The following is a 26,033-nucleotide window of genomic DNA, read 5'->3' as shown; positions in this document are numbered from 1 at the left end:
TAGACAAACTCTAGGAAAATCGAGTTTGTCTATTTTTTATGAGTTGTACAATTTGGCCGTTGATTTCCACTCCAGGCACTCGCTTTCCGCGGGCGGTCGGGGAGCCTCCTCGGCTTTCGCCTGCGGGGTCTCCCCTAGACGCGCTTTTCCCGCAGGAGTCTCGTACCTTCCGTTCCAATCAACTTTGTCTTATCTTTTAGATAAACACTTTTGCCCTGAGTCGCTTTTGTTTTAAAATAGAAGTATTAAAACTTGAGGTGATGAGGATGCTTTCGAAACATGATTCTATTCAGCGAGATCAACTTGAAATGATTACGTTAGATCAACTGGTGCCACCGAACCATTTGGTTCGTAAACTAGAGGCTGCCATTGACTTCACTTTCATTTATGACTTGGTGAAAGATATGTATTCAGAGGTAGGACGCCCAAGTATTGATCCAGTTATTTTAGTTAAACTGACATTCATTCAATATACCTTCGGTATTCGTTCCATGCGTAAAACGATTGAAGAAGTTGAAACTAATATGGCTTACCGTTGGTTCTTAGGCTATGGTTTCCATGATAAAGTACCTCCTACTCCACGTTTGGGAAAAATTATGAGCGACGCTTTAAAGATACAGACCTGTTTGAACAGATTTTCTATCGCATTTTAATGACAGCTGCTAATAAAAAGTTAATAAGTGCAGAACACGTTTTCGTGGATTCCACACATGTGAAAGCCAGTGCGAATAAACGGAAATTTGAAAAGAAAATCGTTCGTAAAGAAACACGAGCGTATCAAGGGCGTCTTCAAGAAGAAATCAATCAAGATCGTGAAAACCATGGAAAGAAGCCTTTTCCATCAGATAAATTTGATAAAGAAGAGACCAAAGAGATTAAAGAAAGTACAACGGATTCTGAGAGTGGCTACTATGTGAAAGATGAACGAACAAAACAGTTTGCCTATTCATTCCACGCGGCCGTAGACCGCAACGGTTTTATATTGGGAACGATTGTAACACCTGGAAATATACATGACAGTCAGATCTTAGAGCCACTAGTTGAACAAGTGATTGAGAAAATTGGAAAACCAGAAGCCGTTGCCGCAGATGCAGCTTATAAAACACCAGCGATTACAAGCTACCTTTTTAACAAAGAAATCATACCGGCTTTACCTTATACACGTCCTCGCACCAAAGAAGGATTTTTCCGCAAACAGGACTATGTATACGATGAACATTTTGATTGTTACCTTTGTCCTTCGGGAGAGCTATTAAAGTACTCAACAACCAATAAAGAGGGCTATCGCGAGTATAAATCACCCAAACACACTTGTGCGACATGCTCATTTTTATCTCAGTGTACAGAAAGCAAAGACCATCAAAAAGTGGTGACACGGCATATTTGGCAAACACATGTGGAAGAAGCAGATCATCTGCGTCATCATCAAGATGTAAAAACTATATATGCGAAACGTAAAGAAACGATTGAGCGTGTATTCGCAGATGCAAAAGAAAAGCATGGTATGCGTTGGACAACTTTAAGGGGACTTAAAAAATTGTCGATGCAGGCGATGCTTACTTTCGCTGCCATTAATTTAAAGAAGATGGCCAATTGGACATGGGGAGGTCCAAAAATGGCCTAACATAGTGGGCTCGTAGAGCCCCAATCTCCTAACTTCAGGCAAAAATTCAAAGGGAATCTCAAAAAGGGGTTCGGAATTTTTTAATTCCGAACCCCTTTTGTCTACAAACTGAGCAGACATCAAAAATGATGTCTGCTTTTTTTTTGGAGAATATCAAGTAATTGAAGAAGGGCGGTAAATGTAGTGAAGAAAAGCAAAGGCAATAAGAAGGTAAGCCAAAGAGAAGGGAGTAATGGATGCAGTAGTAGGCCAAAGAAAATGGAGAACAGAAAAAGGTCGAGAATGATGAACACCTTCAAACTGTAAATATCAAGGACTTCATCAGCAAGTTCCCGGTTCTCATTCAAGCTGGCTTTTTTATTATTGGTTTCCATGCAATCACCCTAAACCTTATACAATTATATACTATTGATATATGAAAAGACTGGAAAAATGGTTCTTCTCAAGGAAGAGCTGCGACAAAATTACCATAAAAACATAGAGTTTTTACACTAAGTTAATATGTTATACTAATATAATAGTGTGGAAGATTCAGAGACTTTAAAATACATATACACTCTTAACGATTATGAGAAATGAAGAAAGGGGAGAAGATTGTGAAAAGTAAAAAATGGTTAACTTTACTTGCATTATTTGCCTTTCTCCTCTCAATGCTCTCCTATTCCCTAGCGAAAGATGAAGGAGTAAAATGGCGGAATTTGCCCAAAGATAACCTCTTAAGACAAGCTGAATTTTTTAAGGATAATAAAGAATTACAAAGAATATTTTTATTTCCAGAAGGGGAATACGATGAAAAGGAAGCACTGAAAATTGTAGGAACCATTGATAAATTGCCTCATTCCCTTTTAGTGAAAACTGCTGACAGCGGTGTAAGGATCAAACTCTTTAATGGTTCTTTAACTGAAAATCGATCTGCGGCTAAATTAAAGGGGAAAACGCCGCGTGGTTATTTGAATAAAAAAACAACTTGGGATGATGTGCCTGGGATGGGGGGATCTCATACTGTATTGGTTAAAATCGGAGCGAGCGATAAAGGTAAAGGGCATGGCTCCGTAAATCTGGAACTGCATGAGTTAGGGCATTCCATTGATAATATAGTTTATGGTGGGATTCGTGAAGACATGGATTTCTTGAAGATTTGGGGTAAGGAAGTGAATGGACTGTTCCCTGGACAGTCGTATTTTTCCAATTACCCTGAGGAATACTTTGCAGAAACGTTTGCCATGTTTTACGTGAATTTCGAACAAAACCAATTACTTAAACAAAAAGCACCCGAGACTTATAATTTTATTAAACAATTAGATTAACCATTGGACTATAATACGTTAAAATAAGGAGAATGAAAGAAGAAAAGGTGGTTTATCATGAAGCAATATTTAGATTTATGTAAGCATGTGCTCGAGAATGGCACTCAAAAAGGAGATCGTACGGGAACAGGAACGATCAGTACCTTTGGATATCAAATGAGATTCAATTTAAAAGATGGATTCCCTGTACTTACAACGAAAAAGGTTAGTTTAAAAGCGATTATCCATGAACTATTATGGTTTTTGAAGGGTGATACAAATGTTGGCTACCTTCAGGAAAATAACGTGCGCATTTGGAATGAATGGGCTGATGAAAAGGGAGAATTAGGTCCGATTTATGGCCATCAATGGCGTTCTTGGGGAACGGCTGATGGAAGGCAAATCGACCAAATCAGTGAATTGATTGAACAAATCAAAACGAATCCAAATTCAAGAAGGCTGATAGTGAGTGCTTGGAATGTTGGGGAACTGGACGAAATGGCCTTGCCACCTTGTCATGCATTCTTTCAATTCTATGTGGCTGATGGCAAGCTTTCGTGCCAGCTATATCAACGTTCAGCAGACGTCTTTTTAGGTGTTCCTTTTAATATAGCTTCGTATGCGCTATTAACAATGATGATCGCCCAGGTGTGTGATTTGGAAGTTGGCGAATTTGTACATACTTTTGGGGATGTCCACATCTATTCTAACCACCTTGAACAAGTTGAACTGCAGTTGACACGTGATCCCAAACCATTGCCGATCATGAAAATAAATCCGGAAGTGAAAAATATCTTTGATTTTAGCTTCGAGGACTTCGTTCTGGAAAATTACGAAGCTCATCCCCATATAAAAGGTGAGGTTAGCATATGATATCGTTGATAGTCGCTATGGATCAAAACCGTGTAATCGGGAATAATAATCAACTGCCATGGCATTTACCGGCAGATTTGCAGTATTTTAAAAAAGTGACGATGGGCCATCCAATCATCATGGGCCGAAAAACATTTGAATCAATCGGAAGGGTACTTCCTGGCCGTGAAAATGTCATCGTTACCCGTAATCCGGAGTATAAAGCGGAAGGCTGTTTAGTTTTACATGATACCTTAGAAATCAAAACGTTTGCAGACAACAGTAGGGATGAAGTATTCGTTATTGGCGGAGCCGAAATCTTCAAGGAAATCCTTCCTTATACCGATCGCCTGTATATAACGGAAATTCATGAAACCTTTGAAGGTGATACTTTCTTTCCCGTGATTGATGAAAATGAATGGGATAAAATCTCCTCAAACCCAGGAAGCCTCGATGAAAAAAATCGATATGCACATGATTTTATTATTCTACAAAAAAAATAAACGATAAATCCGATTATGGAAAAATGACCATAATCGGATTTTTTTGTATGGAACGAACAAAAGAAAGAATTTTTAGAAAAATCAATTACATTAATGTCAGTAAAGTGCTATAATGATTGAATCGATTAGGAAGGAAATGAGGTATTGTTATGAATCAGACTGCATCCATGAATAGGGGGATCCAATTGGAAGATATTCTAATTGCCTATAGAGAACTAAAAGAGATCGTTTTACACACTCCTTTACAAAAAAATCAGAGGCTCTCTGAAAAATATGAATGTAATGTATATTTAAAACGCGAGGATCTTCAACATGTACGTTCCTTTAAATTAAGAGGGGCTTACTATAAAATGAAAAGCTTGACCGAGGAAGAGACGAAGAATGGAGTCGTTTGTGCCAGTGCAGGAAACCATGCACAGGGAGTTGCGTTTTCATGCAGTCAATTAGGTATCCACGGGAAGATTTATATGCCTGCTACGACACCAAGGCAAAAAGTCGATCAAGTTCAGCTATTCGGTAGGGATAATGTGGAAATCATCCTGATTGGAGATACATTCGATGATGCATTTGCCAAGGCGATGGAATGCTGTGAAAAAGAAGAACGTTCCTTTATCCATCCATTTGACGATGAAAAGGTAATCGCAGGGCAGGGTACAACGGCCGTAGAAATCCTGAATGATTGTGAAGATGGAATCGACTATGTATTTGCAGCTATCGGCGGTGGCGGTTTAATGGCCGGATTATCAAGTTATTTCAAATCGGTTTCACCAAAAACGAAATGCATTGGAGTGGAGCCGCTTGGTGCTGCTTCGATGAAATACTCCTTTGATGAAGGAAAAGTTTCTGAACTTGAAAGCATAGATACATTTGTTGACGGAGCAGCTGTCAAGTGTGTGGGACAGATGACATATCAGCTCTGTAAGGAAAACCTGGAAGATATCGTTGTCGTTCCTTCAGGGCAAATCTGCACGACGATTCTCGATTTATATAATCAGCATGCGATTGTCGCTGAGCCGGCAGGGGCTATATCTGTAGCCGCTTTGGATATGTACAAAGAACAAATCAAAGGCAAAACGGTTGTTTGCATGGTCAGCGGAGGGAATAACGACATTGGGCGCATGCAGGAAATTAAGGAAAAATCCTTATTATATGAAGGACTGCTTTATTATTTTATCGTGAATTTCCCACAACGCGCTGGAGCTTTAAGGGAATTCCTTGATGAGGTGTTAGGACCGAATGACGATATTAGCCGTTTTGAATATACGAAGAAAAACAATAAAGAAAGCGGGCCGGCCCTTGTTGGTGTTGAGCTGAAAGATAAGAATGATTATGAAGGTCTCATTCTAAGAATGAACAAAAAAGGATTCTCTTTCGTTGAAGTCAATAAGGACAGTAATTTATTTCATTTATTGATTTAATCATGGACAAAGTGTTAAATTAGGATAGAATATTACTTATGTTTTTACATTTTATTCTACCTCCCAGTCGATCCGGGCTTACTGTCGATAATTGTTACCATTCTATGACGAATTGCCAGTGCTCTTTCAATTGGTTGGAAGTGGTATTATAATCGGGGTAGGGATAATTACAACACCAAAGGGGATGTATCCATGTCGAACATTGGAGTACCTGGTCTAATTCTCATCTTAATATTGGCATTAATTATTTTTGGACCGAAGAAACTTCCAGAGATAGGCCGTGCTTTTGGACAGACACTTCGTGAATTTAAAAAATCCACGAGTGACTTAACAAAAGATGATTATGAAGAAGATAAAAAAATACAACAAAAAAATCATGAATGATTGAATGCTGGGCGTAAGATGGAATCGTCTTGCGCCTTTTTGCTGGAACAAAGATACGGATTTTCAGACGAAGGCGTGATCAACTTTGGAAGATAAAGAATTAAATATTATCGATCATCTCGATGAATTGAGAAAACGGCTCATCATTACAGCTGTTGCTTTTGTCATCTTTTTTATTGCCAGTTTTATTTATGTAGAAGAGATTTATAAATGGTTCGTGAAGGATCTAGATTTTGACCTGATGGTATTGGGACCAAGTGATATTATCTGGATTTACTTTATGCTCTCAGGCGTCGTAGCCATTGCGGCAACGATACCGGTAATTGCTCTGCAAATCTGGTTATTCGTTAAACCCGCTTTGATGCCAAATGAAGTGAGGGCGACCCTTGCCTATATTCCAGCGCTTTTCTTGCTTTTTATCGGAGGGCTTGCTTTTGGTTATTTTGTCATCTTCCCGACCATTCTTCACTTTTTGATTGAATTGGGCGATGGGATGTTCATAACCAGTTTTACAGCGGATAAGTACTTTTCATTCGTATTTAATATGACGATACCTTTTGCTATTTTATTTGAGCTTCCTGTTGTTACCATGTTTTTGACCTCCATAGGAATAATTAATCCTTATGTGCTTCAAAAGCTAAGGAAGTATGCTTACTTTGTACTGGTTGTCATTGCGATATCGATAACGCCGCCTGACTTTATGTCAGACTTTATGGTAATGGTTCCACTGCTGTTATTATACGAAATCAGTATTTCATTATCTAAAGTTGTCTATAAACGCAGGGTGAAGCGTGAAAGTTTGCGGGAAGAAGCATTAAACAACGAGGAGGGTTTGTAAAAAAAGACCCTTGAATGCATTTGGCCTGCAGTATCCCGAATAATGGACACTTAAAAAAGATCCCTTATTGGACTTACCCCCTTCAAGTAGATAGTTTAAAAAAGACTAGGTAACCATCGAGATTCGATATTCAATCGGAGCTCGATGGTTCATTCGTTTTTGGAAACGTTTGCGTTATGGAAAGATGTAAATTTTAATTGCTAGAATCTGTTCTTCTTCTATTTGAAAATGATTGAGATAAAACATTTCAGATATAAAATGAGAGCAGAATGATTCGACACAGGCGTTGTCATGGCAGTTTCCTTTGCGAGAGTGGCTGCCGATGGGCACCTGCCTGTTGAAGCCTAGGATGATAAACATGAGATGTGTATTGGAATCCTTAATCTGTTCCGTATACATCTCTTTTTTTGTGGTTCACAAAAAAGCATTCTCTCGTAAGGGTAATTGTCATGCGAGGGTAACCTTATTCCTTGTGCTATATGTTAATCTGTTGTATCCGTTCACGAATTTATCGTCCTTTGAAAGACGGAATTGTCTTTGAGTATTTGTTGAATGCCAATTATAGTAGCTGGAGCGATTTAACTGAGCAATGACAATAAGCCAGATTACTTTGAAGGGAGAATGTAGTCCTTCAATAATCTCGTACTTATTCGTCTGAAAAAGGAGCCTCCTGATAGATTTGGATACTGCTTTTTTAAGTAAGGCACCTGGGCCTTAGTATTCCAATACTTCTTCCACGCTATCGAATTTTTTTTATGAGAAACCGACCCCTACGGGTTTTTTTTAGCCCTTGTTACCACTGCTATTTCCCGTTGAGTCTAAAAAAACCGTCAGTATCTTGATATTTTCGCACCCAATCCATTAACTGCGTTTTACTTTTAGGCTCTTTTCGTAAAGATTGTTGTTTTTAAAACGAAACTATTTAAGGGTGATTGGAGCGGAAGTGCGAGACTCCCCGAGCAGCGGGACAGGTGAGACCCCACAGGCGTTTACGCCGAGGAGGCTCACCGCCCGCCCTGCGGAAAGCGAGCATCTGGAGGGCAAATCAACCACAACTCACTACCTGGTAAATAGCAACAAAGTATGTGAAAACAGCCTACTTTTAAGATCATATTTCCTTCAATAGCAGATTGGCTGCCCCAATTATTTATATAACTTTGGACAACCTGGATCTTGAATTCCTTGGAATAAGTTAAAATTCATCCCCCTTTTTTAGCCATAATAAAGTCCCCTCCAAGTAATAGTGTAACATCCATGTTTTTTCATGGACTTTTTACACTTTCAACTTTAAGGGGATAATATCACTTATGGGTCCTTTTTTTAATCGATGTCAAGCTTGATTTGTCTGTTTTTTACACATTTGAATATTTATAATTTTGGATTTATTGTGTATAATGTAAGCAATCGGTTAAAAATGAGGATTGATATATTGATGTTCAAATGCTTGGAATTCAAAGATTGTTTTGGACATAAGGTCACCATTTCAGAAATACCTGTCTTACTGCCTAGTGATCCGAATTTTTTTATGTTGACCGTGCGTTTGGAAGTATTTGTAAAGAAAGTTTTTGCTAATAAAGATCATAAAGAAAATTACTCATTTAAGCATTACTTAGCATCCGTACTCAAATGGCCCGTTTATAACAAGATTTTCTTTGGGGGCTTACTCAATAATGCGTGATGCGGACTGACCCATAGCTAACTTCTCCGATAAAAGAGATACCACGAATGCCGTGTTAATCGGCGTGCGTTCGGGTTAGCTAATGGGTCGGTTTTTTTTTGTGATCATTTCAATAGATGAGTATTCTCTCACTTGAAAAAGATAACATTTGGTTTGAATGCTTACCTTTAATAGGTATAATACAATAGATATGTTAATTAGGGATGTGTAATCATGAATAAAGTAAAAATAGTAACAGACTCAACAGTTGATATGACACCGGAAGAACTAGAATATTATGATATAACAATGGTTCCTTTATCGATCTATATAGATGGGGAAACTTTTTTGGATAAGGTTGAAATAGAACAAGAAGAATTCCTGAAAAGGATGAACCGATCAAAAGAACTTCCAAAAAGCTCACAACCAGCCGCAGGTACCTTTGTGGAGGTATATAATGAACTTGGAAAAGACGGCAGTGAGATTATTTCCATTCATATGACAGGTGGCATGAGCGGCACTGTACGCTCAGCGGAAAGTGCAGCAAGCATGTCTGAATCGAAGGTTACCGTTTTTGACTCGAAATTCATTTCAAAAGCAATGTCATTCCAGGTGATCGAGGCAGCGAAGATGGCGAAGGAAGGGAAATCCGTAGCAGAGATAATCGATCGCTTGAAACACATTAAAAAGCAGTCAAGTTTAATCATTGTCATAGAAACACTTGATAACCTCGTTAAAGGCGGAAGGATTGGCAAAGTTTCTGCATTTATCGGTTCACTGCTGCACATAAAGCCGATTGCACTTCTGGACGATGGTGTCCTGAATCCTGTATCCAAAGCCAGGAGCCAGTCACAGGTAGTGAAGTTCATCATTAAGAAATTCAAAGAAGATACACAAGGCAAAAAAATTAGCGGCATTGGTTTTGTACATGCAAATGGTTTTGAAATCGCAGATAAAGTCCGCCAGGCCATTGCGGATTTAACAGGGTATCAAGACATAAAGATAGAAGCAACCACTGCCGTTGTCAGTACCCATACAGGTGAAGGCGCCATGGCAATCATGTATTATTGGGACTGATAAGGATAAATCTGCATGAAATTGCGTACTGGAGATGTCTTTCATTTGTAAAATTGTCTTAAATTCGTAAAAGTGTTGCTGTCCTCATTCCTATTGGTCTGTTAGAATAAATAAAGTAACAGAATATTTTATACATAAAGGACGGGGTAGGGATGAGAAAGCTGCGTTTGCGTATGGCAGCTATGGGGGCATCAATTTTATTGCTGTTGACAGCATGCGGTTCCAATGGTGTACCTGATGCCAAAAATTGGGATCTTGAGGATTTTAGTTACATTGATCAGAAAGGTAAAGCTTTTTCAAAAAGTGATCTAAAAGGTAAGGTTTGGGTTGCGGATTTTATATTCACCAGCTGCAAGACGGTCTGTCTGCCCATGACTTCCAATATGACGAAACTGCAGCAGCAATTGAAGGATGAGGGTATATCTGATGTTGAGTTCGTTTCATTTTCTGTCGACCCGGAGATTGACAAGCCTGATGTTTTAAAAAAGTATGGTGACCAATTTAATGTGGATTACAGCAATTGGCATTTTCTAACCGGTTATGGTCAGGAAGAAATCGAGCAGTTTGCACGGGATAACTTTAAACTAATCGTCAAAAAACCAGAGACGGGAGATCAGGTGATTCATGGGACCAGCTTTTTTCTAATTGATCAAAAAGGAAAGATCATGAAGGATTATACAGGTCTGCAGGATATTCCCTTTGATGAAATTATTAAGCATATTAAAATTTTACAGAATTATTGAACAGGTTAAATGACCTGTTCTTTCTGTTTTCATCTATTCATACGGATTTCTGGTAGGACCCATTAACGCTGGTGAAAATGAGGTAAGTGGTTTTGAAGAATCAGGAGAAGTGAAGAATGATTTTACATGCTCAGTACATGCTAAATTTTATAGGACTAGCTTTTATTCCTTGCATTTTTCATATTGTATAGTAAGGAATGCTCAAGTAAGGTATATTGTTTGCAATTATTCGTTTTCTTCATGATATAATACATGGGTAGGAAGGTGAGGGTCATGAGGTACAGAATCACCTGTCTTTTCATATGCCTAGTTTGGATTTCAGGCTGCGGCCAAAGTGAAACGGCCTCAAATCAGCCAACTATTCAGCAGAAAAGCAGAGTTGAGCTGAGTAAAAAGGAAACAATTCCTGCCAGCTTTTTTCCGGACCCTGTGAAAATCGTATCGATAGGCGATTCCTTGACTCAAGGTGTCGGTGATAGTAAAGATAATGGCGGGTATCTGCCTTATTTACAAAATAAGCTGGTAAAAGAACCATCGATTACTTCCGTTGAGATGATTAATCATGGCATACGTGGAAATAGGACCGACCAACTATTGAAAAGACTGGATAAAGCTAGGATTAAAGAAGACATAAAACAAGCTGACTCGATTGTTGTCACGATCGGTGGAAATGATATCATGAAGGTCTTTAAACAGAATTTCTCCAATTTGGAACTGAATCAGTTTGATTCGGCTAAATTAGGGTATGAAAAAAGATTGAGGCAAATACTCGATAAGGTCCGTTCCGAAAATGATCATGCCCAAATTTACCTGGTGGGCGTATATAATCCCTTTTCCAAATGGTTCGCAGATTTTTATGAACTTGATATGATCATGAATGATTGGAATGAAAGCGGGAAAGAGATTATTGAAGAATATGATTCAGCCTATTTTATTGAAATAGCAGATATTTTCAAGGATTCCAAAGAGGATTTGCTTTATGATGAGGATTATTTTCATCCAAATGACCGCGGATATGAATTAATCGCGACAAGAATCTACAATGATATGGATATTACCACTATCGGAAAGGACACATTGGAAGCGAGTGCCAAAGGAGATGATGACCAAGAATGACAAATATCAAATGGAAGACTATGTTTATTTCCCTATTAGCTTTAAACATCCTGGTCATCGTGTTTGTTTTGATCTTAGTTAATTTGCCGACTAAAGATAAAGAACTGATACCAAAAGTAAGCCACGAAGAAGATATCCAATTTCAAATTCACACGAATCGGGAAGATCTGACAAGATTAATTAACCAGTATCTTGATAAGGAAGGCCTGACGGGATCCATTCATTACGAAGTATATTTAACAGATGAAGTCGAGTTATACGGTACAATGCCATTTTTCAATCGTGAAGTGGAAATGAAATTGACTTTTGAACCAATCGCCCAAAAAAATGGGGATTTGATCTTAAAGCAAAAATCAATTGCCATCGGACAAATGAACTTACCTGTTTCATATGTAATGAATATAATAAATGAGCGTTATAACATGCCGGATTGGGTAAGCATCAACCCAAATGACAAAAGTATTTATGTCTCATTACAGGATATGGAATTGAAAAGTGACATTAGGGTCAAGGCGAAAAAATTCGATCTTAAAAATGACGACATTTCATTTTTATTGACCATCCCATCATCATTACAGTGATAGGGAGTAAATGAATAAAAAACCAGGATCAATTCATCCTGGTTTTTTATTCATTTATGGAGAGAGTGTTACGGTTTCCAGCGTGGATGGTTCCCGATTCAATCCGATTAAATAAATGGTTGAGGGAGTATTTTTGTAGAAACTATTATTTGGTAAATGAAGCGCAACCTCTTTAGTCCCAGCTTTCCTCACTTCAAAGTCGACTATCATGGGATGTAAATTAAGATAATCGCTTGCTTTCCTGAAATGGAGATTTTCAAAAACGACATCACCATCTTTGACGGCAATATCTACCGACGGTAAATCATCTGAAAGATGTATGAATCGAACCTTGGCTTCATTTTGAGGAACAAACGGTTGATCTTCGAAAGTTAACATATTCAACGACCCGGTGGCCAAGGTAGCGGCTATGGTATAGGACCTCCCGCTTTCGAGCGTCACTTTACGGCTCAAAAGTGAGGTGCCTTGCCCGCTGCGGTATATATCCAATTGGTAATTGCCAGGGGGGAATGTCGAATAATCATTGTTCTCTTTAAATGAGAAATTTTTAAGAATACGCATTTCATTTAAATAAACATCAAACGATGGAGCTGTTGGGGCAGCATGAATAATGCGAACTTGTGCAGGCAGTATGACATTCATTTGTTCAAATCTCAATTGTTGTGCTTCTTTTTCGAAACTTTTCAAATGCTTATGGTAATAATAATCATGCAAATGCGGATTGCTGTATTTATAATAAGACGATAGTAAATCATAAGTTATCGCCTTTTGTAAATATGATTGTTTATCGCTCATTTCTTACACCTCTCATTTTTCCATAATGATCTCATCATATGGTGATATGCTTGGACGTGTGTCTTGACCATTTTCGTTAATAGGGACTTATCGGCATATTATTTTACAGGGCAAAATAAAAGCGTTAAAATGCATTCAATGGTTTGTTTGTAAAAAAGGGGGATTTTCATTTGACAAAGCAATTAGGGAAAGCAACATTCGCAGGTGGATGTTTTTGGTGCATGGTGAAACCGTTCGATGAGCAGCCTGGCATCGAATCCGTTATCTCGGGTTATACTGGCGGGACTACGGAAAATCCTACTTACAAAGAAGTTTGTTCTGAAACCACGGGACATTATGAGGCTGTTCAGATCACCTTTGATCCAAGCGTATATCCATATGAAAAAATAATCGAGATGTTTTGGCAGCAAATTGACCCGACAGATGCTGGAGGGCAGTTTCATGACCGGGGAAGTTCTTATCAAACGGCCATTTTTTATCATGACGAAAACCAACGTAAAATTGCTGAAGGATCCAAAGCTAATCTGCAGGCGAGCGGGAAATTTTCCAAACCGATTGTAACGCCGATTATACCAGCTCAAGCGTTTTATCCAGCTGAGACATATCACCAGCATTATTATAAAAAGCAACCTGAGCATTATGAAAGATATTCGATTGGCTCAGGCCGAAAAGCATTTATAAAACATCACTGGGGGGAAAAAAATGAAAAGTAAAGAAGAATTAAAACAGAAACTTTCGGCGATTCAATTTGAGGTAACGCAAAATAATGGTACGGAACCAGCATTTAACAATGAATATTGGAACTTGAAGGAGGAAGGGTTATATGTGGACATCGTTTCAGGTAAACCTCTTTTCACTTCAAAGGAAAAGTTTGATTCAGGCTGCGGTTGGCCAAGCTTTACTAAACCGCTAAAGGAAGAGGAAGTGGTGGAAAACCTCGATACGAGTCACGGTATGAGAAGAATAGAGGTTCGCTCAAAAACTGCCGATTCTCATCTTGGTCATGTTTTCAATGATGGACCGGGACCATCGGGATTACGCTATTGCATCAATTCTGCCTCATTGAAGTTCATCCCGCTCCAAGAGCTTGAAAAAGAAGGATTCGGAGAATACAAAAAGCTTTTTGATTGAATGGAACCCCCCTGCCTGATAATGATAGGGGGGTCTTTATTATTGGTAGGATTCAATCGGTGATGATCGATGCGATCCGGACATATGGAATGATGGTAAGATCCATTGCTTTAGTTCTGCCAGTCACCTCAAAACGGACCTTATGTGAACCGGGAGGAAGCCCATTTGTGACAAATAAATATCTTTCACGGGCAAACGGCCACCACGTATTCAAGGTCGTGGTTTCATTTCCATCGATCCATACTTTAACTTCCCCGCCATCGGGACTCCTGAGCAGCTTCACTCCAAGCATACTTCCATTGAAGTTATATTCAATCACACTGCCCTTTTCACTACTAGTAAAATAGCCGCCCCTTGGTCGGAAACCGTTCATTTTTTCATAGTGGTCAATCTCCGATAATTTAATATCAGAATGGGCATGAAGCTTAGATGGAAGGGCTGCAACAGTCTTCCCACGTTTTATATTATCCAGGAAGCGTTCATAAATTGCATTAGCATACAATTGATAACCCAGCCCATTTGGATGAATCAGATCTCTGGTCAATTGCTTTTCCGTATATCCTGAATCTTTGAATATTGGACGCATATCCACATTAGTTGCACCATAATGTTTGGATAAAAGTCCGATGGCTGATGCAAATTCCTCATATTTCAAGGAACTCTCTGTTATTGTGAACAATTCAGCATTAGGATTGAGACGTTTTGCCTTTCTCATTAAAGCTTCATATGTCATGGTAAAATCATCGACATTCATATATTTGCGGTCATTTTCACCGAAAATGAAGAATATCAAATCTTTATGATCATGCTGCCTTCTTTGGGAAAGCTTAAATAGACCTTCAAAAGCAGTGGATCCGCTTTGGACAACGTACTCTCCGTGTAAAGGAATATCATTGGTTTTGATCATCATATTTTCTAACTGTTTGAACCATGTTAGATTAGGATTTTCAGCCCCTGACCCTCTTCCGATACTGTCACCAATAACGAGATACTGAATGGGCTGGCCTGATTGGAATTTTTGATAAACATTTACTGAATCATCTGATCCATATGTTTTAGGAGCTTTTTGAAGGACATAGCAGATGAGAAGGATCGTGGCGATTGCAGCGAAAGGGATGAAGGATTTTGCGTTCTTTTTCAAAATTATGTTCCCCCGTATTAACCTTTTATGTATCTATATAGGGATGAGATAGCTTAAAGAGGCTAAGAAATGTTTTTTTCTTATTATATCCCAATTTTAACACAATAAATATAAAACGTTTTTTTGACATTTTTCATGTTGCTCTTGGTGGTTCGCCTATTGTATGTATAACGGTTCTGAAGGTGTTGATTCGAGAAGTTTTTTCTTAAATTCAAAAAAATAGGCAAATGCACAGACCGAGGCGGGCGTAATGACATATGGTAAGGTGTAAAGAGAAATCAGAATTCTAAAAGGAGTGGAACTTAATGTACGGATATGGTGGATATGGTGGAGGATTTGGTTATGGTGGTGGATTCGGTGGCGGCTGCGGTGGCGGTTGCGGATTTGGATCAGGCTTCGCATTAATCGTTGTCTTGTTCATTCTGTTGATTATCATCGGTGCTTCATTCTGTTGCTAATTGAATAACTAAAAGACCAGTTGATAAAGCTGGTCTTTTCTTTATGCAGGGAATTTGGTGGTTTGACTGGGAATCTTTACAGAATCCATAATTGTTTACTGATAGGATAAGGATATATACAGTACAGGCAATACATAACCATTCCTTTTTCCAATACGGTACAACGGGAATGACGAGAGGATGCCAATGATGAGGAAAACGGCGCCAAAAGGATTCGAAAGGAAATTATGACTCCCAGTTTTTTTGCAGGGAAGATTGGAAAAGGGAATTTCAGTACTTAAGAGTCTTGGTTGTTCTTTATTCACCATTTCTGCTAAAATAACGACAGATGTAATTAATTTAGGGGGATAAAGATATGAAACCTTCCCATTTACAAGCAGGGGATGAAATTCGCGTTATTGCTCCCTCAAGAAGTTTGGCGATTGTCAAAGGGGAACAGCGCAGATTGGCAGAAGAAAGATTGACTGAGCTTGGTTTTAAAGTGACATATGGTAAAACGGCTTTGTTCCATGATGACTTTTTCTCGAATTCGATTGAAGACCGGGTCGAGGATTTGCATGAGGCCTTCAGGGATCCGAATGTTAAGGGAATCTTTACAGCCATCGGGGGGTATAACGCTAACCAATTGTTACGATATATCGATTACGAGTTGATAAAGGAAAATCCAAAAGTGTTGATGGGGTATAGTGATATAACCGCAATTTTACTGGCCATTCATAAAAAAACAGGCTTAACTACATACTCAGGTCCTCATTTCTCGACGTTCGGGATGAAGGCTGGTCTGGAATATACGATGGAATATTTTAAAAAGGCTGTTATTGAAAGTGAAGGCTTTTATCTTGATCCAAGTGAAACGTGGAGTGATGACTCTTGGCATTTAGAACAGGATGACCGAACTTTCCACCCGAATGCTGGATATATGGTCATTCAGGAAGGCGAAGCGGCTGGGACGATCATTGGGGGAAACCTTTGTACACTCAATCTATTGCAAGGTACAGAGTTTATGCCTTCTTTAAAGGACAGTATCCTTTTCATAGAAGATGACGAAGAAAGCCATCCATTCAGCTTTGACCGGGATTTACAATCCTTGCTGCATCAGCCAGATGCAAGTGGGATTAAAGGAATCGTCATAGGCCGTTTCCAAAAGGATTCGGGAATGACTGAATATGCTTTGCAGGAAATCATTGCTTCCAAAAAGGAGATAAATGGGATACCAGTGATTGCTAATGCCAATTTTGGTCATGTACATCCATTTGTGACGGTGCCGGTTGGTGCAAAGGCAGTAATGAAGGTGGAGAACGGAAAAGCAACGATCCATATCCATTCATGATACAATTTGATGACGCCGTTCAAAAAGTGGACGGTGTTTTATCTGTTCAGGGTATGTAAAATATATTTTTCATTTTGGAGTATTTTAGGTGTCTTTCCGCTTACCAACACTGGAAATAGTCCTATTTTACAAGCATTATTAGGGAATATGAGTCTAATTGTTCAAATTCTATATTTTTCTGATATAATACTAAGAGATTTAAAATAGAAAAGGTGATTATGTGTTATTAACAATTCCCGCATCCATTCGTTTAGAAGGGGCTTTGGCCGAGTATAATAAAAAAGGCCGTGTGAGCCATACATGTTTCGTCTGTAACGAAGACACTTCTAATGGGGATGCAAGTAACTTGAACTACTATAAGTTAGGAACCAAAAAAGTTTGTCATTCCTGCATGAAAAATGTTTTGCGTCATCCGTCTTTAAAAGAGTATGAATATGTACATACTTCAGTTATCGATAAAACTGCTTTTTATAAAAATGTGCTGGCTGTTTTAAAGGATGAAAGTTTTTTGGAGTCAATTCGTGAAGATAAACTAAATAGCGTATTGTAAGAAAAAAGTGTATCTCTTGTGGATACACTTTTTTTGTTCCCGTTTTTTTTCCTGAACATGAAACCAAGAATTTATCCGTTTACATGCATAGGTCAATTTCCTTAGCAAGATTGCCTTCATCTGGACATACACTTTACAATAATGCATTTGTTTATAAAGAGAAGGAGTGTGTGGGTTTATGGAGCAGTCTTCATTGATCAAGCCGGTCCTGGGAGGAACCTACCCGACTATCAGTCATGGTCAGGGAGTGTTTTTATACGACAAAGAAGGAAAGGATTACCTTGATGCTTCTTCCGGTGCTGTTACTGCCAATATTGGCCATGGCGTCCAGGAAATCATGGAGGCGATGGTAAAACAGGCTCAACAGGTTTCATTTGTATATCGTTCCCAATTTACCAGTGAAGCTGCAGAGAATCTTGCCGGAAAAATTGCTGAATTGACTAAAGGGGATCTGACATATAGTTTTTTTGTAAACAGCGGCTCCGAAGCGACTGAAACTGCATTGAAAATTGCCATCCAGCATTGGCAGGAAAAAGGGAAGCCCAAGAAACAGAGAGTCATATCGAGGTGGATGAGCTACCATGGTATCACGATGGGGGCTCTTTCAATGTCTGGCCATCCGATTCGCCGGGAACGATTTACTCCTTTACTTGAATCATATCCTTCTGTATCTCCTCCATATTGTTACCGGTGTCCACTCCAACTTGATCCCCATACGTGTGGTATGGCCTGTGCTTCTGAATTGGAAGCGTCAATCCGGCGTATTGGCAGTGAAAATATAGCGGCTTTCATCGCAGAACCTGTTATTGGAGCAGCCGGAGGTGCCATTATCCCTCCTGATGGTTATTTTCAAAAACTCAAGAAAATCTGCGAAGAGAATGATATTTTATTCATTGCCGATGAAGTCATGACTGGATTTGGACGTACCGGTAGGATGCTTGCTTCCGAATATTGGGATGTGGAACCTGATATCGTAACATTTGGTAAAGGTATGAGTGGCGGGTATACCCCGATAGCGGCCGCAGTAATGACCAAAAACGTGATGGAGCCAATAATCAAAGGCTCGAAGTCAATTATCGGAGGCCATACGCTTAGTGCAAATCCATTATCGTGTGCGGTTTCTTTGGCCGTTTTAGAATATGTCGAGAGGAATGAACTTGTCGAAAAATCAGCCGATAGGGGAAAGGACCTAATTAGGGGCCTGAAGAAGTTAGCTGGGAAGTATTCCTTTATCGGTGATATACGTGGCAGGGGTTTATTGATTGGCATCGAATTTGTTCAGGATAAAGCCACGAAGTCCCCATTTCCGAAGGAGGCCGATGTGACCAATGAAATCATTGAATTGGGAATGAGGAATGGAATACTGCTGTATCCCGCGGCGGCAGGCCTTGACGGTGTGACCGGGGCAGCCATCATCATCTCCCCCCCGTTAACGATATCGGAAGAGGAGTGTGCAGAATTGTTAATGAGGATCGATATAACTTTTCAGCAATTCAATGAATCCAAAGGAAAACGGCCAGCACAACAAGGAAGTGAGTCATAGTGCCGGAAAATACATTCCAGAAGATTTGTCGTTTGGAGGATGTCCGCCATCTCTTTAAAGATAATCAGTCCATCCTGTATGGGGGGTTCGGTGGCATAGGGACACCTCCAGGATTGATCAATTTGATTTTGGAGTCAGGTATAAAGGGTTTAACCTTGATTGGGAACGATACAGGTTTCCCTGATATAGGAATTGGAAAACTTGTCACCCAACGCCGTGCGAAAAAAATCATCGTTTCCCATATCGGTTCCAATCCAAATGCAGGACTATTGATGAACAATGGAGAGCTCGAAGTGGAGTTCTCTCCGCAAGGGACGCTTGTCGAACGCATCAGGGCCGGGGGGATGGGGCTAGGTGGGGTATTGACTGATATTGGAATTGAGGCTGATTTCGTCCGGGACGGCAAGCAAACCGTAAAGCTAGGTGAGAAAAATTATCTGGTGGAATCTGCATTAACTGCCGATATTGCCATTGTTTATGCAGAAATGGCAGATCCTTATGGAAATCTCATCTTTGATAAAAGCGCCAGGAATACGAATCCACTTGTAGCTACGGCCGGACAAATCACTATAGTCGAAGCCATGCAAATCGTTCCGCTTGGCTCTTTGGATCCAGAGGACATCATTGTACCGGGTGCCTTTGTGGATTATATCATTCCATCAAAAGGAGTCGATTGGAAATGGGTTTGGGAACCGAAGATAGAAATCGAATAGCGAAACGTGCAGCATCAGAAATAAGCGATGGGATGCTGGTCAATTTGGGAATTGGCATTCCATCCCTTGTACCGAATCATCTTTTGAATGACCATAAGGTTATGTTTCATGCTGAAAATGGCCTTGTAGGTATTGGCAGTTCTCCTGAAAAGGGTAAAGAAGATGCCCATCTTTGCAATGCTGGGGGGCTGCCGATCACCATTAGAGCGGGGGCTTCCTACTGCGACAGTACGGTTGCATTTGGGATGATACGGCGCGGCAGGGTGGATATCACGATTCTTGGAGCCCTTCAAGTAAGTGAAGTGGGGGATCTCGCTAATTGGATTGTCCCGGGAAAGCGGGTGCCAGGCATGGGCGGTGCCATGGAATTGGCTGCAAAGGCAAAAAAGGTCATCGTCTTAATGGAACATACCGATAAAGCGGGCATGTCTAAATTAGTCAAAAAATGTACGTTGCCGTTAACCGCCAAGAAATGCGTACATATGATCATCACTGAGCTAGGAGTGTTTTCTGTAAATTCGGAAGGCCTTTTATTAACTGATGTATTTGAACCGTTCAGTATTCAGGAAATCAGGAATCGGACCGAAGCCTTGTTTACCATCTCAGAAAACATCCATATTTTAAAAGAATGAGAGAGGAGAATGGATATGTATGAGGAAAAAATAAGAAAATGGTTGAATGATTCAAGGACGAATGGGATTCAGCTTTTGCAAAAACTGGTTCAGGAACCGAGTAAAAGGGGGCAAGAAGGAAGTGCACAAGCCATAGTGGTCGAGAAGTGCAGACAACTGGGTCTTGAAATAGATCTATGGGAAATCGGGGATGAACAATTAAGGAAACATCCCCATTTTTATTGTGACCGCAGGGATTTTAAAGGGAATCCGAACCTTGTGGCTATTAAAAGAGGAACCGGCAAGGGGAAATCCCTCATTTTAAACGGCCATATTGATGTAGTTCCTGAAGGAGATCATGCAGCATGGCATGATGATCCGTATAGCGGCAAGTTAATGGACGGAAAAGTGTTCGGGCGGGGAACGACAGATATGAAAGGCGGCAATGTTTCTTTATTGCTAGCCATTGAAGCGATTGTCGAATCTGGAATCCAATTAAAGGGGGATTTGATTTTTCAGAGTGTGATTGAGGAGGAAAGTGGTGGTGCCGGTACACTTGCGGCAGTCATCCGAGGGTACGAAGCTGATGGGGCAATCATTCCGGAGCCTACCAATATGAAACTATTTCCTTTACAGCAAGGTTCGATGTGGTTTCGACTGAAAATAAAGGGCAAGTCTGCACATGGAGGCACGAGGTATGAAGGAGTCAGTGCAATTGATAAATCGGTTAGTGTAATGAAAGAAATCAAGAGGCTTGAACAAGAACGGAATGAGTCACTCCGTCATTCACTCTATAAAAATGTACCCATCCCCATTCCGATCAACATAGGTAGCATTCAAAGTGGGAATTGGCCTTCTTCCGTGCCGGATATAGCCGTACTTGAAGGAAGATTCGGTGTCGCACCTAAAGAGACCATGGAAGAGGCACAGAAATCACTAATACAGCGAATAGATGCTTTAAACCAGGGTGATGAATGGTTCAAAGAAAAACCTATTGAATTAGAATGGTTTGGGGCCAGATGGCTCCCTGGCAATCTCGAAATGGATCATCCGCTTATGAAAACCATTGGCACATACTATGAAAAAGTGGTGGGGGAAGCCCCGCTTGTCGAAGCGTCCCCTTGGGCGACGGATGGAGGGTATCTTTCAGGGGTTGGTTCGACTCCCGTAGTTGTATTTGGACCAGGGGAAACGAAAATGGCCCATGATTCCAACGAATATATAGAAGTGGATAAAATGATGGAGGTTGCAGAAATCATCGCATTGACCATAATTGAATGGTGTGGCGTGGAACCGCAATAATTATTTTCCCCGGGGTCTGATTCTAGAAGGGGTCAGGCCTTCTTTTACAATGATCGATTGATGTTAAAGGAGCGAGACAAATGGAGACGAGAATGATTGAAAAAAGAATTCAAAAGCAAAGGTGCACAATACATATCACGATCGACCAATTTAATAAGCGGGTCAGGGTTGATGATTATCTAGGTCATTTTCAAGAATGCGTAGAGGAGTCTCTGAAGGTGGCTAAAGGTATGTCAGCGGAGAAGATCATCTTCAAGTCACGCAAGGAAAACGTTCTGGAATTACTTGCCCAGGGCTTTTTATATGAAGGAAGCATTGATAAATTCTTTTTGGGAAGCGATTGTTTCTTCCTTGTTAAATATAAGAGGAATGAAAGGCGAAACAGTGAAGAATGGGAAAAGGAAGATCAAATCCTCTCGGATATTCAGAGTCTGCCGATAAAAACCGGACTAGATGATCCACCTTCAGCTTATCAAGGCCGTATGGCGGAAGTTACCGATGCACTTCAGCTGGCACAATTGTATGGGAAAGTCTTCGAAGTGTATCCCACTCCGATGAATGATCCGTCATATGTGAAAAAGTGCATGGAAAAGGGAACGGTTTTTTATGTTTTTGTTCATGAAGGGAGGATCGTCAGTGCTGCTTCCGCAGAAATTGATTCTTTTTATCATAATGCGGAAATCACTGATTGTGCAACATTGCCGGAACATCGGCAGTATGGTTTGATGAAACACTTGATTTCCGCACTAGAAGACTATCTTATTTCGCATGGGATTTTTTGTATCTATTCAATTGCCCGGTCGCTCTCATTCGGTATGAATGCTGCATTGCATCAGCATGGATACTCGTACCGCGGACGTTTGGCCAATAATTGTTATATCTTCGATAAACTGGAAGATATGAACCTTTGGGTGAAAAATTTTACTTGAATGCTGATTTTTAGGCGGTTCATGACAAGTTTTTGGCATTTCCTCATATACATCTAGGAATAAGGTCTAGAGGAGGGATATCTTGCCAAGTGAATTTTTTAATACAAGTGAAGTGTTGGAAGCGATATTAGAAACCATTGATGAAGGCATTCATGTGATAGATCCAAAAGGACAGACCATCTTTTATAACGGAGTGGCGGCCAATCATGATGGGATGAAAAGAAGTGAGGTGCTTGGAAAACCGTTGCTTGAAGCCTTTCCTTCTTTGAATCACAAATCATCGACATTACTCCGGGTCATTAAATCTGAAAAACCAATCTATAACCATAGTCAATCGTATGTAAATGCACATGGGCGAATCATTGAGACGCTAAATACGACGCTCCCCATATATGTGGATGGGTTTATGATAGGTGCAATAGAAATTGCCAAGGATTATTCAAGCTTGAAGCAATTATCTGAAAGATTAGCTGACCTGGAAAGCTCGCTCAAAACAATCAAAAGTCCTGAAAAAAAAACGCCTGGGAACGGCCGATTGTATTCTTTTACTGAAATCCTGACAAATGATACGGGGTTTAAAGGTTTGATATCACAAGGGAAAAAGGCTGCCCGCTCCTCTTCATCGGTATTGGTTTATGGGGAAAGTGGTGTAGGAAAAGAGCTTTTTGTTCAAAGCATCCACCAGGATTCGAGCCGCAGTAAAGAACCATTCATTGCGCAAAATTGTGCTGCCTTGCCAGAACATTTATTGGAATCTCTCCTATTCGGTACCGCTAAAGGAAGTTACACTGGTGCCATGGAACGCCAGGGATTGTTTGAATTAGCCAACGGCGGGACCTTGTTTTTGGATGAATTGCAATCGATGCCGATTGACTTGCAAGCAAAGCTTCTGCGTGTGCTTGAAGATGGATTCATAAGGAGGATAGGCGGTACAAAGAGTGTTCAGGTGGATGTCAGGATCATGGCAGCGATGAATATAAATCCTATAAAGGCGGTATCGGAAAACAGGCTGAGGCCAGATTTATTTTACAGATTAAACGTATTGAGCTACGAGCTGCCTCCGCTAAAGGAACGGACTGATGACATACCCCTTCTTACAGAACATTTCATTTCCATTTTTAACAGTAAATTAGGACTGTCCATAAAGGGCATCGATGAGAAGGCAAAGGTTTTTTTTCAGGAATATCATTGGCCTGGAAACGTAAGGGAGCTAAAACATACGATAGAATTCATGATGAACCATACCGAGAAAGATGTTTTGAACATGGAAGATCTGCCCCAGTTTTTAAAAAAGCGTTCCCCTTCCTCATCAGAAAAAATAATTCCCCTTCGTGAGGCCATGATTGAAATGGAAACAAAATTGATTACCGAGGCCCTTCTTCAAACGAACGGAAATGTTTTTCAGGCATCGAGGCTATTGCAGATTCCAAGGCAGACCTTACAATATAAAATAAAAAAACATATTTGAATCTGAAACAACCGGATGCAGCCAGCTGTCCGGTTTTTTTTTAGGTGCCTTCGAATTTTGGGGTCATTTTGGCACACTTCTTGCATTTAATACTACTATCATAACTCAGGAGGTATAACCATGTTATTTGACCTATATAAGCCAGATCGCAATTGGAAAGATATAGAGCTCTGGAAAGATGTAACCGATGAACAATGGAACAACTGGCTGTGGCAGCTTACGAATACGATCCGAACTGTTGATGATTTGAAAAAAGTGATAAACTTGACTCCGGATGAAGAGGAAGGTGTGAGGATTTCCATAAAAACCATCCCATTGAATATCACCCCATATTATGCTTCGTTAATGAATAAAGATGACCCAAGGTGTCCAATCAGAATGCAATCGGTTCCCATCTCGGAAGAAATGCATAAAACCAAATATGACATGGAAGACCCCCTTCATGAGGATGAGGACTCCCCTGTTCCGGGACTGACCCATAGATATCCGGATCGCGTCCTTTTTTTGGTGACGAATCAGTGCTCCATGTACTGCCGTTATTGTACGAGAAGACGCTTTTCAGGCCAAATTGGAATGGGCGTGCCCAAAAAACAATTGGACGCTGCAATCGGTTATATTCGTGACACACCGGCAGTTCGGGATGTCCTTATTTCCGGCGGTGACGGATTATTGATCAATGATACGATCCTTGAATATATCCTCAAAAATTTAAGGGAAATTCCTCATGTTGAAATAATCAGGATAGGTACACGGGCTCCGGTTGTTTTTCCTCAAAGAATCACTGAAAATTTATGTACCATTTTAAAAAAGTATCATCCGGTTTGGCTGAATACTCATTTCAATACCTCAATAGAAATTACCGAAGAGTCAAAGAAAGCATGTGAGATGCTTGCCGATGCGGGTGTACCTGTGGGCAATCAGGCCGTTATTTTAGCGGGGATAAATGACAGTGTCGCTATCATGAAAAAGCTGATGCATGACCTTGTCAAGATTCGGGTTCGACCTTACTATATTTATCAGTGCGATCTGTCGGAAGGCATCGGTCATTTCAGGGCTCCCATATCAAAAGGGATTGAAATCATCGAGGGGCTACGTGGCCATACATCCGGGTATGCCGTACCAACCTTTGTTGTCGATGCACCAGGGGGTGGCGGGAAAATCACATTACAACCGAATTATATCCTTTCACAATCACCGACAAAAACAGTGCTTCGTAATTTTGAAGGAGTGATTACAACATATCCGGAACCTGAGCATTACACACCAGGGCTTGCAGATGATTATTTCAAAGGGATATATCCTGAAATGGAAGAAAAACGGTCAGATATAGGAATTGCTGGTTTGATGAACGACAAGCAATTTAATTTGGTCCCTGAAGGACTGAAGCGAATGAATCGACGGGAAAATTATGGGACCAACCCAGAGCATGCTTCATTGAAAAACCAGCGCGAAAAGAGAGATCTGTTAAAAGAAAAGAAATTCCAGGAACAGCAAAAAAAGAGCACTCCAAAGGGAGATGAATAGCATGGAGACGTGTCCATGGTGTGAGAAAGGGAAGCTTGCATCGGTAAAGGGGACGGTGTATTGGGAACTGCCGGATGGTTCGAGGGCTGTTGAAATTGATGAAACGCCATCGTTCCATTGTGATAATTGCCATGCGCTATTTCAGAGTGATGAAACGACTAAAGAGATTGAAGACCAGCTGTTTTTAATTGATACGAAACAGTTAGGGAAACAGACGACGTATGACGGGTTATTGAAGATGAAGCGGGTGTTAAAGCGGAATTATTTTGATTTTGGGAAATAACAAAATAATTAGAAGTTGCCTCATCTACTTTTTTGGTGAGGTTTTTCTGTGCGCCCGGCGGTGCGGTCTATAGGGTGCACATCCCGAACGGTGAAGGCATTAGTAGCGGTGGCTTTCCGTGGTGACGCGGAATTCTGAAGTGAATTGAGATGGATTATTTAGAAGCCTCTTTTGGA

27 protein-coding genes and 1 pseudogene are annotated in these 26,033 nt (G+C 40.3%); 25 read left to right on the top strand and 3 right to left on the bottom strand.

Annotation, left to right across the window (positions count from 1 at the left end):
- Positions 1-266: 266 nt before the first annotated feature.
- Positions 267-1,624: pseudogene (locus UP17_RS14400) on the top strand (IS1182 family transposase).
- Positions 1,625-1,743: 119 nt separating this feature from the next.
- Here the strand turns inward: UP17_RS14400 and UP17_RS14395 are convergent.
- Positions 1,744-1,998, bottom strand: a complete 255-nt coding sequence (locus UP17_RS14395) for a hypothetical protein (RefSeq protein ID WP_061463633.1) — start codon at positions 1,996-1,998, stop codon at positions 1,744-1,746.
- Between the two features lie 222 nt (positions 1,999-2,220).
- On the opposite strand from UP17_RS14395, the gene UP17_RS14390 reads away from it, so the two are divergent.
- The 11 genes from UP17_RS14390 to UP17_RS14340 all read left to right on the top strand — a co-directional run bounded on the left by UP17_RS14390 (position 2,221) and on the right by UP17_RS14340 (position 12,079).
- Positions 2,221-2,931, top strand: a complete 711-nt coding sequence (locus tag UP17_RS14390; RefSeq protein WP_250211673.1) for an anthrax toxin lethal factor-related metalloendopeptidase — start codon at positions 2,221-2,223, stop codon at positions 2,929-2,931.
- A gap of 57 nt (positions 2,932-2,988) precedes the next feature.
- A complete protein-coding gene (locus UP17_RS14385; RefSeq protein ID WP_061463631.1) occupies positions 2,989-3,783 on the top strand; it encodes a thymidylate synthase in 795 nt (264 codons plus the stop codon).
- Positions 3,780-4,265 carry a dihydrofolate reductase gene (locus UP17_RS14380; RefSeq protein ID WP_061463629.1) on the top strand — a complete coding sequence of 162 codons (486 nt, stop codon included), beginning with the start codon at positions 3,780-3,782 and terminating at the stop codon, positions 4,263-4,265. Before UP17_RS14385 ends, UP17_RS14380 begins: the two co-directional genes overlap by 4 nt.
- Before the next feature lie 149 nt (positions 4,266-4,414).
- Positions 4,415-5,683 (top strand): threonine ammonia-lyase IlvA, encoded by a 1,269-nt coding sequence (gene ilvA / locus UP17_RS14375; RefSeq protein ID WP_061463626.1) that lies wholly within the window; start codon positions 4,415-4,417, stop codon positions 5,681-5,683.
- Positions 5,684-5,875: 192 nt separating this feature from the next.
- Positions 5,876-6,067 carry a twin-arginine translocase TatA/TatE family subunit gene (locus UP17_RS14370; RefSeq protein WP_061463624.1) on the top strand — a complete coding sequence of 64 codons (192 nt, stop codon included), beginning with the start codon at positions 5,876-5,878 and terminating at the stop codon, positions 6,065-6,067.
- Between the two features lie 85 nt (positions 6,068-6,152).
- On the top strand, positions 6,153-6,905 hold the full coding sequence (gene tatC / locus UP17_RS14365; protein WP_061463622.1) for a twin-arginine translocase subunit TatC: 753 nt from the start codon (positions 6,153-6,155) through the stop codon (positions 6,903-6,905).
- 1,327 nt (positions 6,906-8,232) lie between these two features.
- Entirely contained in the window at positions 8,233-8,583 is a 351-nt protein-coding gene (locus UP17_RS14360) for a DUF2535 family protein (protein WP_317777016.1), read from the top strand.
- A gap of 213 nt (positions 8,584-8,796) precedes the next feature.
- Positions 8,797-9,639 (top strand): DegV family protein, encoded by an 843-nt coding sequence (locus UP17_RS14355; RefSeq protein WP_061463620.1) that lies wholly within the window; start codon positions 8,797-8,799, stop codon positions 9,637-9,639.
- A 152-nt stretch (positions 9,640-9,791) separates the two neighbouring features.
- On the top strand, positions 9,792-10,382 hold the full coding sequence (locus tag UP17_RS14350; protein WP_061463618.1) for an SCO family protein: 591 nt from the start codon (positions 9,792-9,794) through the stop codon (positions 10,380-10,382).
- 273 nt (positions 10,383-10,655) lie between these two features.
- Positions 10,656-11,498: an SGNH/GDSL hydrolase family protein gene (locus UP17_RS14345; RefSeq protein WP_061463616.1), complete on the top strand. Its 843-nt coding sequence runs from the start codon at positions 10,656-10,658 to the stop codon at positions 11,496-11,498.
- Positions 11,495-12,079, top strand: coding sequence for a YpmS family protein (locus UP17_RS14340; protein ID WP_061463612.1), 585 nt, complete (start codon positions 11,495-11,497; stop codon positions 12,077-12,079). The genes UP17_RS14345 and UP17_RS14340 overlap by 4 nt, the downstream gene beginning before the upstream one ends.
- A 54-nt stretch (positions 12,080-12,133) precedes the next feature.
- Here UP17_RS14340 and UP17_RS14335 read toward each other — a convergent pair whose 3' ends face one another.
- Positions 12,134-12,874, bottom strand: coding sequence for a DUF4397 domain-containing protein (locus UP17_RS14335; RefSeq protein ID WP_061463611.1), 741 nt, complete (start codon positions 12,872-12,874; stop codon positions 12,134-12,136).
- A gap of 170 nt (positions 12,875-13,044) precedes the next feature.
- On the opposite strand from UP17_RS14335, the gene msrA reads away from it, so the two are divergent.
- Positions 13,045-13,587 (top strand): peptide-methionine (S)-S-oxide reductase MsrA, encoded by a 543-nt coding sequence (gene msrA, locus UP17_RS14330; protein ID WP_061463610.1) that lies wholly within the window; start codon positions 13,045-13,047, stop codon positions 13,585-13,587.
- Positions 13,577-14,005, top strand: a complete 429-nt coding sequence (msrB, locus tag UP17_RS14325; protein ID WP_061463609.1) for a peptide-methionine (R)-S-oxide reductase MsrB — start codon at positions 13,577-13,579, stop codon at positions 14,003-14,005. Before msrA ends, msrB begins: the two co-directional genes overlap by 11 nt.
- A gap of 52 nt (positions 14,006-14,057) precedes the next feature.
- Here the strand turns inward: msrB and UP17_RS14320 are convergent, their stop codons facing one another.
- Complete coding sequence (locus UP17_RS14320; protein ID WP_061463608.1) at positions 14,058-15,146, bottom strand: SGNH/GDSL hydrolase family protein; 1,089 nt, start codon at positions 15,144-15,146, stop codon at positions 14,058-14,060.
- Between the two features lie 305 nt (positions 15,147-15,451).
- Between UP17_RS14320 and UP17_RS26655 the strand changes: the two genes are divergently transcribed.
- The 11 genes from UP17_RS26655 to UP17_RS14270 all read left to right on the top strand — a co-directional run bounded on the left by UP17_RS26655 (position 15,452) and on the right by UP17_RS14270 (position 25,857).
- A complete protein-coding gene (locus UP17_RS26655) occupies positions 15,452-15,604 on the top strand; it encodes a YjcZ family sporulation protein (protein ID WP_081108834.1) in 153 nt (50 codons plus the stop codon).
- Positions 15,605-15,959: 355 nt separating this feature from the next.
- Positions 15,960-16,934, top strand: coding sequence for a S66 family peptidase (locus UP17_RS14315; protein ID WP_061463607.1), 975 nt, complete (start codon positions 15,960-15,962; stop codon positions 16,932-16,934).
- Positions 16,935-17,154: 220 nt separating this feature from the next.
- Positions 17,155-17,484: a hypothetical protein gene (locus UP17_RS14310; RefSeq protein ID WP_061463606.1), complete on the top strand. Its 330-nt coding sequence runs from the start codon at positions 17,155-17,157 to the stop codon at positions 17,482-17,484.
- 178 nt (positions 17,485-17,662) lie between these two features.
- Complete coding sequence (locus UP17_RS14305; RefSeq protein ID WP_061463605.1) at positions 17,663-19,027, top strand: aspartate aminotransferase family protein; 1,365 nt, start codon at positions 17,663-17,665, stop codon at positions 19,025-19,027.
- A 23-nt stretch (positions 19,028-19,050) separates the two neighbouring features.
- Complete coding sequence (locus tag UP17_RS14300) at positions 19,051-19,740, top strand: CoA transferase subunit A (RefSeq protein ID WP_061466113.1); 690 nt, start codon at positions 19,051-19,053, stop codon at positions 19,738-19,740.
- The gene (locus UP17_RS14295; protein WP_061463604.1) at positions 19,707-20,372 is read left to right on the top strand and encodes a 3-oxoacid CoA-transferase subunit B; all 666 of its coding nucleotides are present in this window, start codon (positions 19,707-19,709) and stop codon (positions 20,370-20,372) included. The genes UP17_RS14300 and UP17_RS14295 overlap by 34 nt, the downstream gene beginning before the upstream one ends.
- Before the next feature lie 9 nt (positions 20,373-20,381).
- Positions 20,382-21,653, top strand: coding sequence for a peptidase (locus UP17_RS14290; protein ID WP_061463603.1), 1,272 nt, complete (start codon positions 20,382-20,384; stop codon positions 21,651-21,653).
- Positions 21,654-21,733: 80 nt separating this feature from the next.
- Entirely contained in the window at positions 21,734-22,582 is an 849-nt protein-coding gene (ablB, locus tag UP17_RS14285) for a putative beta-lysine N-acetyltransferase (RefSeq protein ID WP_061463602.1), read from the top strand.
- Between the two features lie 82 nt (positions 22,583-22,664).
- Complete coding sequence (locus tag UP17_RS14280) at positions 22,665-24,050, top strand: sigma-54 interaction domain-containing protein (protein WP_061463601.1); 1,386 nt, start codon at positions 22,665-22,667, stop codon at positions 24,048-24,050.
- A 120-nt stretch (positions 24,051-24,170) separates the two neighbouring features.
- On the top strand, positions 24,171-25,574 hold the full coding sequence (gene ablA, locus UP17_RS14275; protein ID WP_061463600.1) for a lysine 2,3-aminomutase: 1,404 nt from the start codon (positions 24,171-24,173) through the stop codon (positions 25,572-25,574).
- Position 25,575: 1 nt separating this feature from the next.
- Positions 25,576-25,857, top strand: coding sequence for a YokU family protein (locus tag UP17_RS14270; RefSeq protein WP_061463599.1), 282 nt, complete (start codon positions 25,576-25,578; stop codon positions 25,855-25,857).
- The last annotated feature ends 176 nt before the right edge of the window (positions 25,858-26,033 follow it).

The sequence above is a fragment of the Peribacillus simplex genome (assembly GCF_001578185.1).
GTDB lineage: Bacteria > Bacillota > Bacilli > Bacillales > DSM-1321 > Peribacillus > Peribacillus simplex_A.
The sequence above is the reverse complement of the archived record's forward strand: the minus strand, read 5'-3'. Positions and strand labels throughout refer to the sequence as shown.

What these genes read in the sequence shown, in the direction of transcription:
- UP17_RS14380 (WP_061463629.1), top strand. Translation starts at nt 3,780, where the DNA reads ATGATATCGTTGATAGTCGCTATGGATCAAAACCGTGTAATCGGGAAT.
- UP17_RS14395 (WP_061463633.1), bottom strand. Translation starts at nt 1,998, where the DNA reads ATGGAAACCAATAATAAAAAAGCCAGCTTGAATGAGAACCGGGAACTT.
- UP17_RS14295 (WP_061463604.1), top strand. Translation starts at nt 19,707, where the DNA reads ATGGGTTTGGGAACCGAAGATAGAAATCGAATAGCGAAACGTGCAGCA.
- UP17_RS14315 (WP_061463607.1), top strand. Translation starts at nt 15,960, where the DNA reads ATGAAACCTTCCCATTTACAAGCAGGGGATGAAATTCGCGTTATTGCT.
- UP17_RS14335 (WP_061463611.1), bottom strand. Translation starts at nt 12,874, where the DNA reads ATGAGCGATAAACAATCATATTTACAAAAGGCGATAACTTATGATTTA.
- UP17_RS14355 (WP_061463620.1), top strand. Translation starts at nt 8,797, where the DNA reads ATGAATAAAGTAAAAATAGTAACAGACTCAACAGTTGATATGACACCG.
- UP17_RS14360 (WP_317777016.1), top strand. Translation starts at nt 8,233, where the DNA reads ATGTCAAGCTTGATTTGTCTGTTTTTTACACATTTGAATATTTATAAT.
- msrB (WP_061463609.1), top strand. Translation starts at nt 13,577, where the DNA reads ATGAAAAGTAAAGAAGAATTAAAACAGAAACTTTCGGCGATTCAATTT.
- UP17_RS14385 (WP_061463631.1), top strand. Translation starts at nt 2,989, where the DNA reads ATGAAGCAATATTTAGATTTATGTAAGCATGTGCTCGAGAATGGCACT.
- UP17_RS14290 (WP_061463603.1), top strand. Translation starts at nt 20,382, where the DNA reads ATGGATATGTATGAGGAAAAAATAAGAAAATGGTTGAATGATTCAAGG.
- UP17_RS14340 (WP_061463612.1), top strand. Translation starts at nt 11,495, where the DNA reads ATGACAAATATCAAATGGAAGACTATGTTTATTTCCCTATTAGCTTTA.
- UP17_RS14345 (WP_061463616.1), top strand. Translation starts at nt 10,656, where the DNA reads ATGAGGTACAGAATCACCTGTCTTTTCATATGCCTAGTTTGGATTTCA.
- ilvA (WP_061463626.1), top strand. Translation starts at nt 4,415, where the DNA reads ATGAATCAGACTGCATCCATGAATAGGGGGATCCAATTGGAAGATATT.
- ablB (WP_061463602.1), top strand. Translation starts at nt 21,734, where the DNA reads ATGGAGACGAGAATGATTGAAAAAAGAATTCAAAAGCAAAGGTGCACA.
- ablA (WP_061463600.1), top strand. Translation starts at nt 24,171, where the DNA reads ATGTTATTTGACCTATATAAGCCAGATCGCAATTGGAAAGATATAGAG.
- UP17_RS14270 (WP_061463599.1), top strand. Translation starts at nt 25,576, where the DNA reads ATGGAGACGTGTCCATGGTGTGAGAAAGGGAAGCTTGCATCGGTAAAG.
- UP17_RS14350 (WP_061463618.1), top strand. Translation starts at nt 9,792, where the DNA reads ATGAGAAAGCTGCGTTTGCGTATGGCAGCTATGGGGGCATCAATTTTA.
- UP17_RS14305 (WP_061463605.1), top strand. Translation starts at nt 17,663, where the DNA reads ATGGAGCAGTCTTCATTGATCAAGCCGGTCCTGGGAGGAACCTACCCG.
- UP17_RS26655 (WP_081108834.1), top strand. Translation starts at nt 15,452, where the DNA reads ATGTACGGATATGGTGGATATGGTGGAGGATTTGGTTATGGTGGTGGA.
- UP17_RS14370 (WP_061463624.1), top strand. Translation starts at nt 5,876, where the DNA reads ATGTCGAACATTGGAGTACCTGGTCTAATTCTCATCTTAATATTGGCA.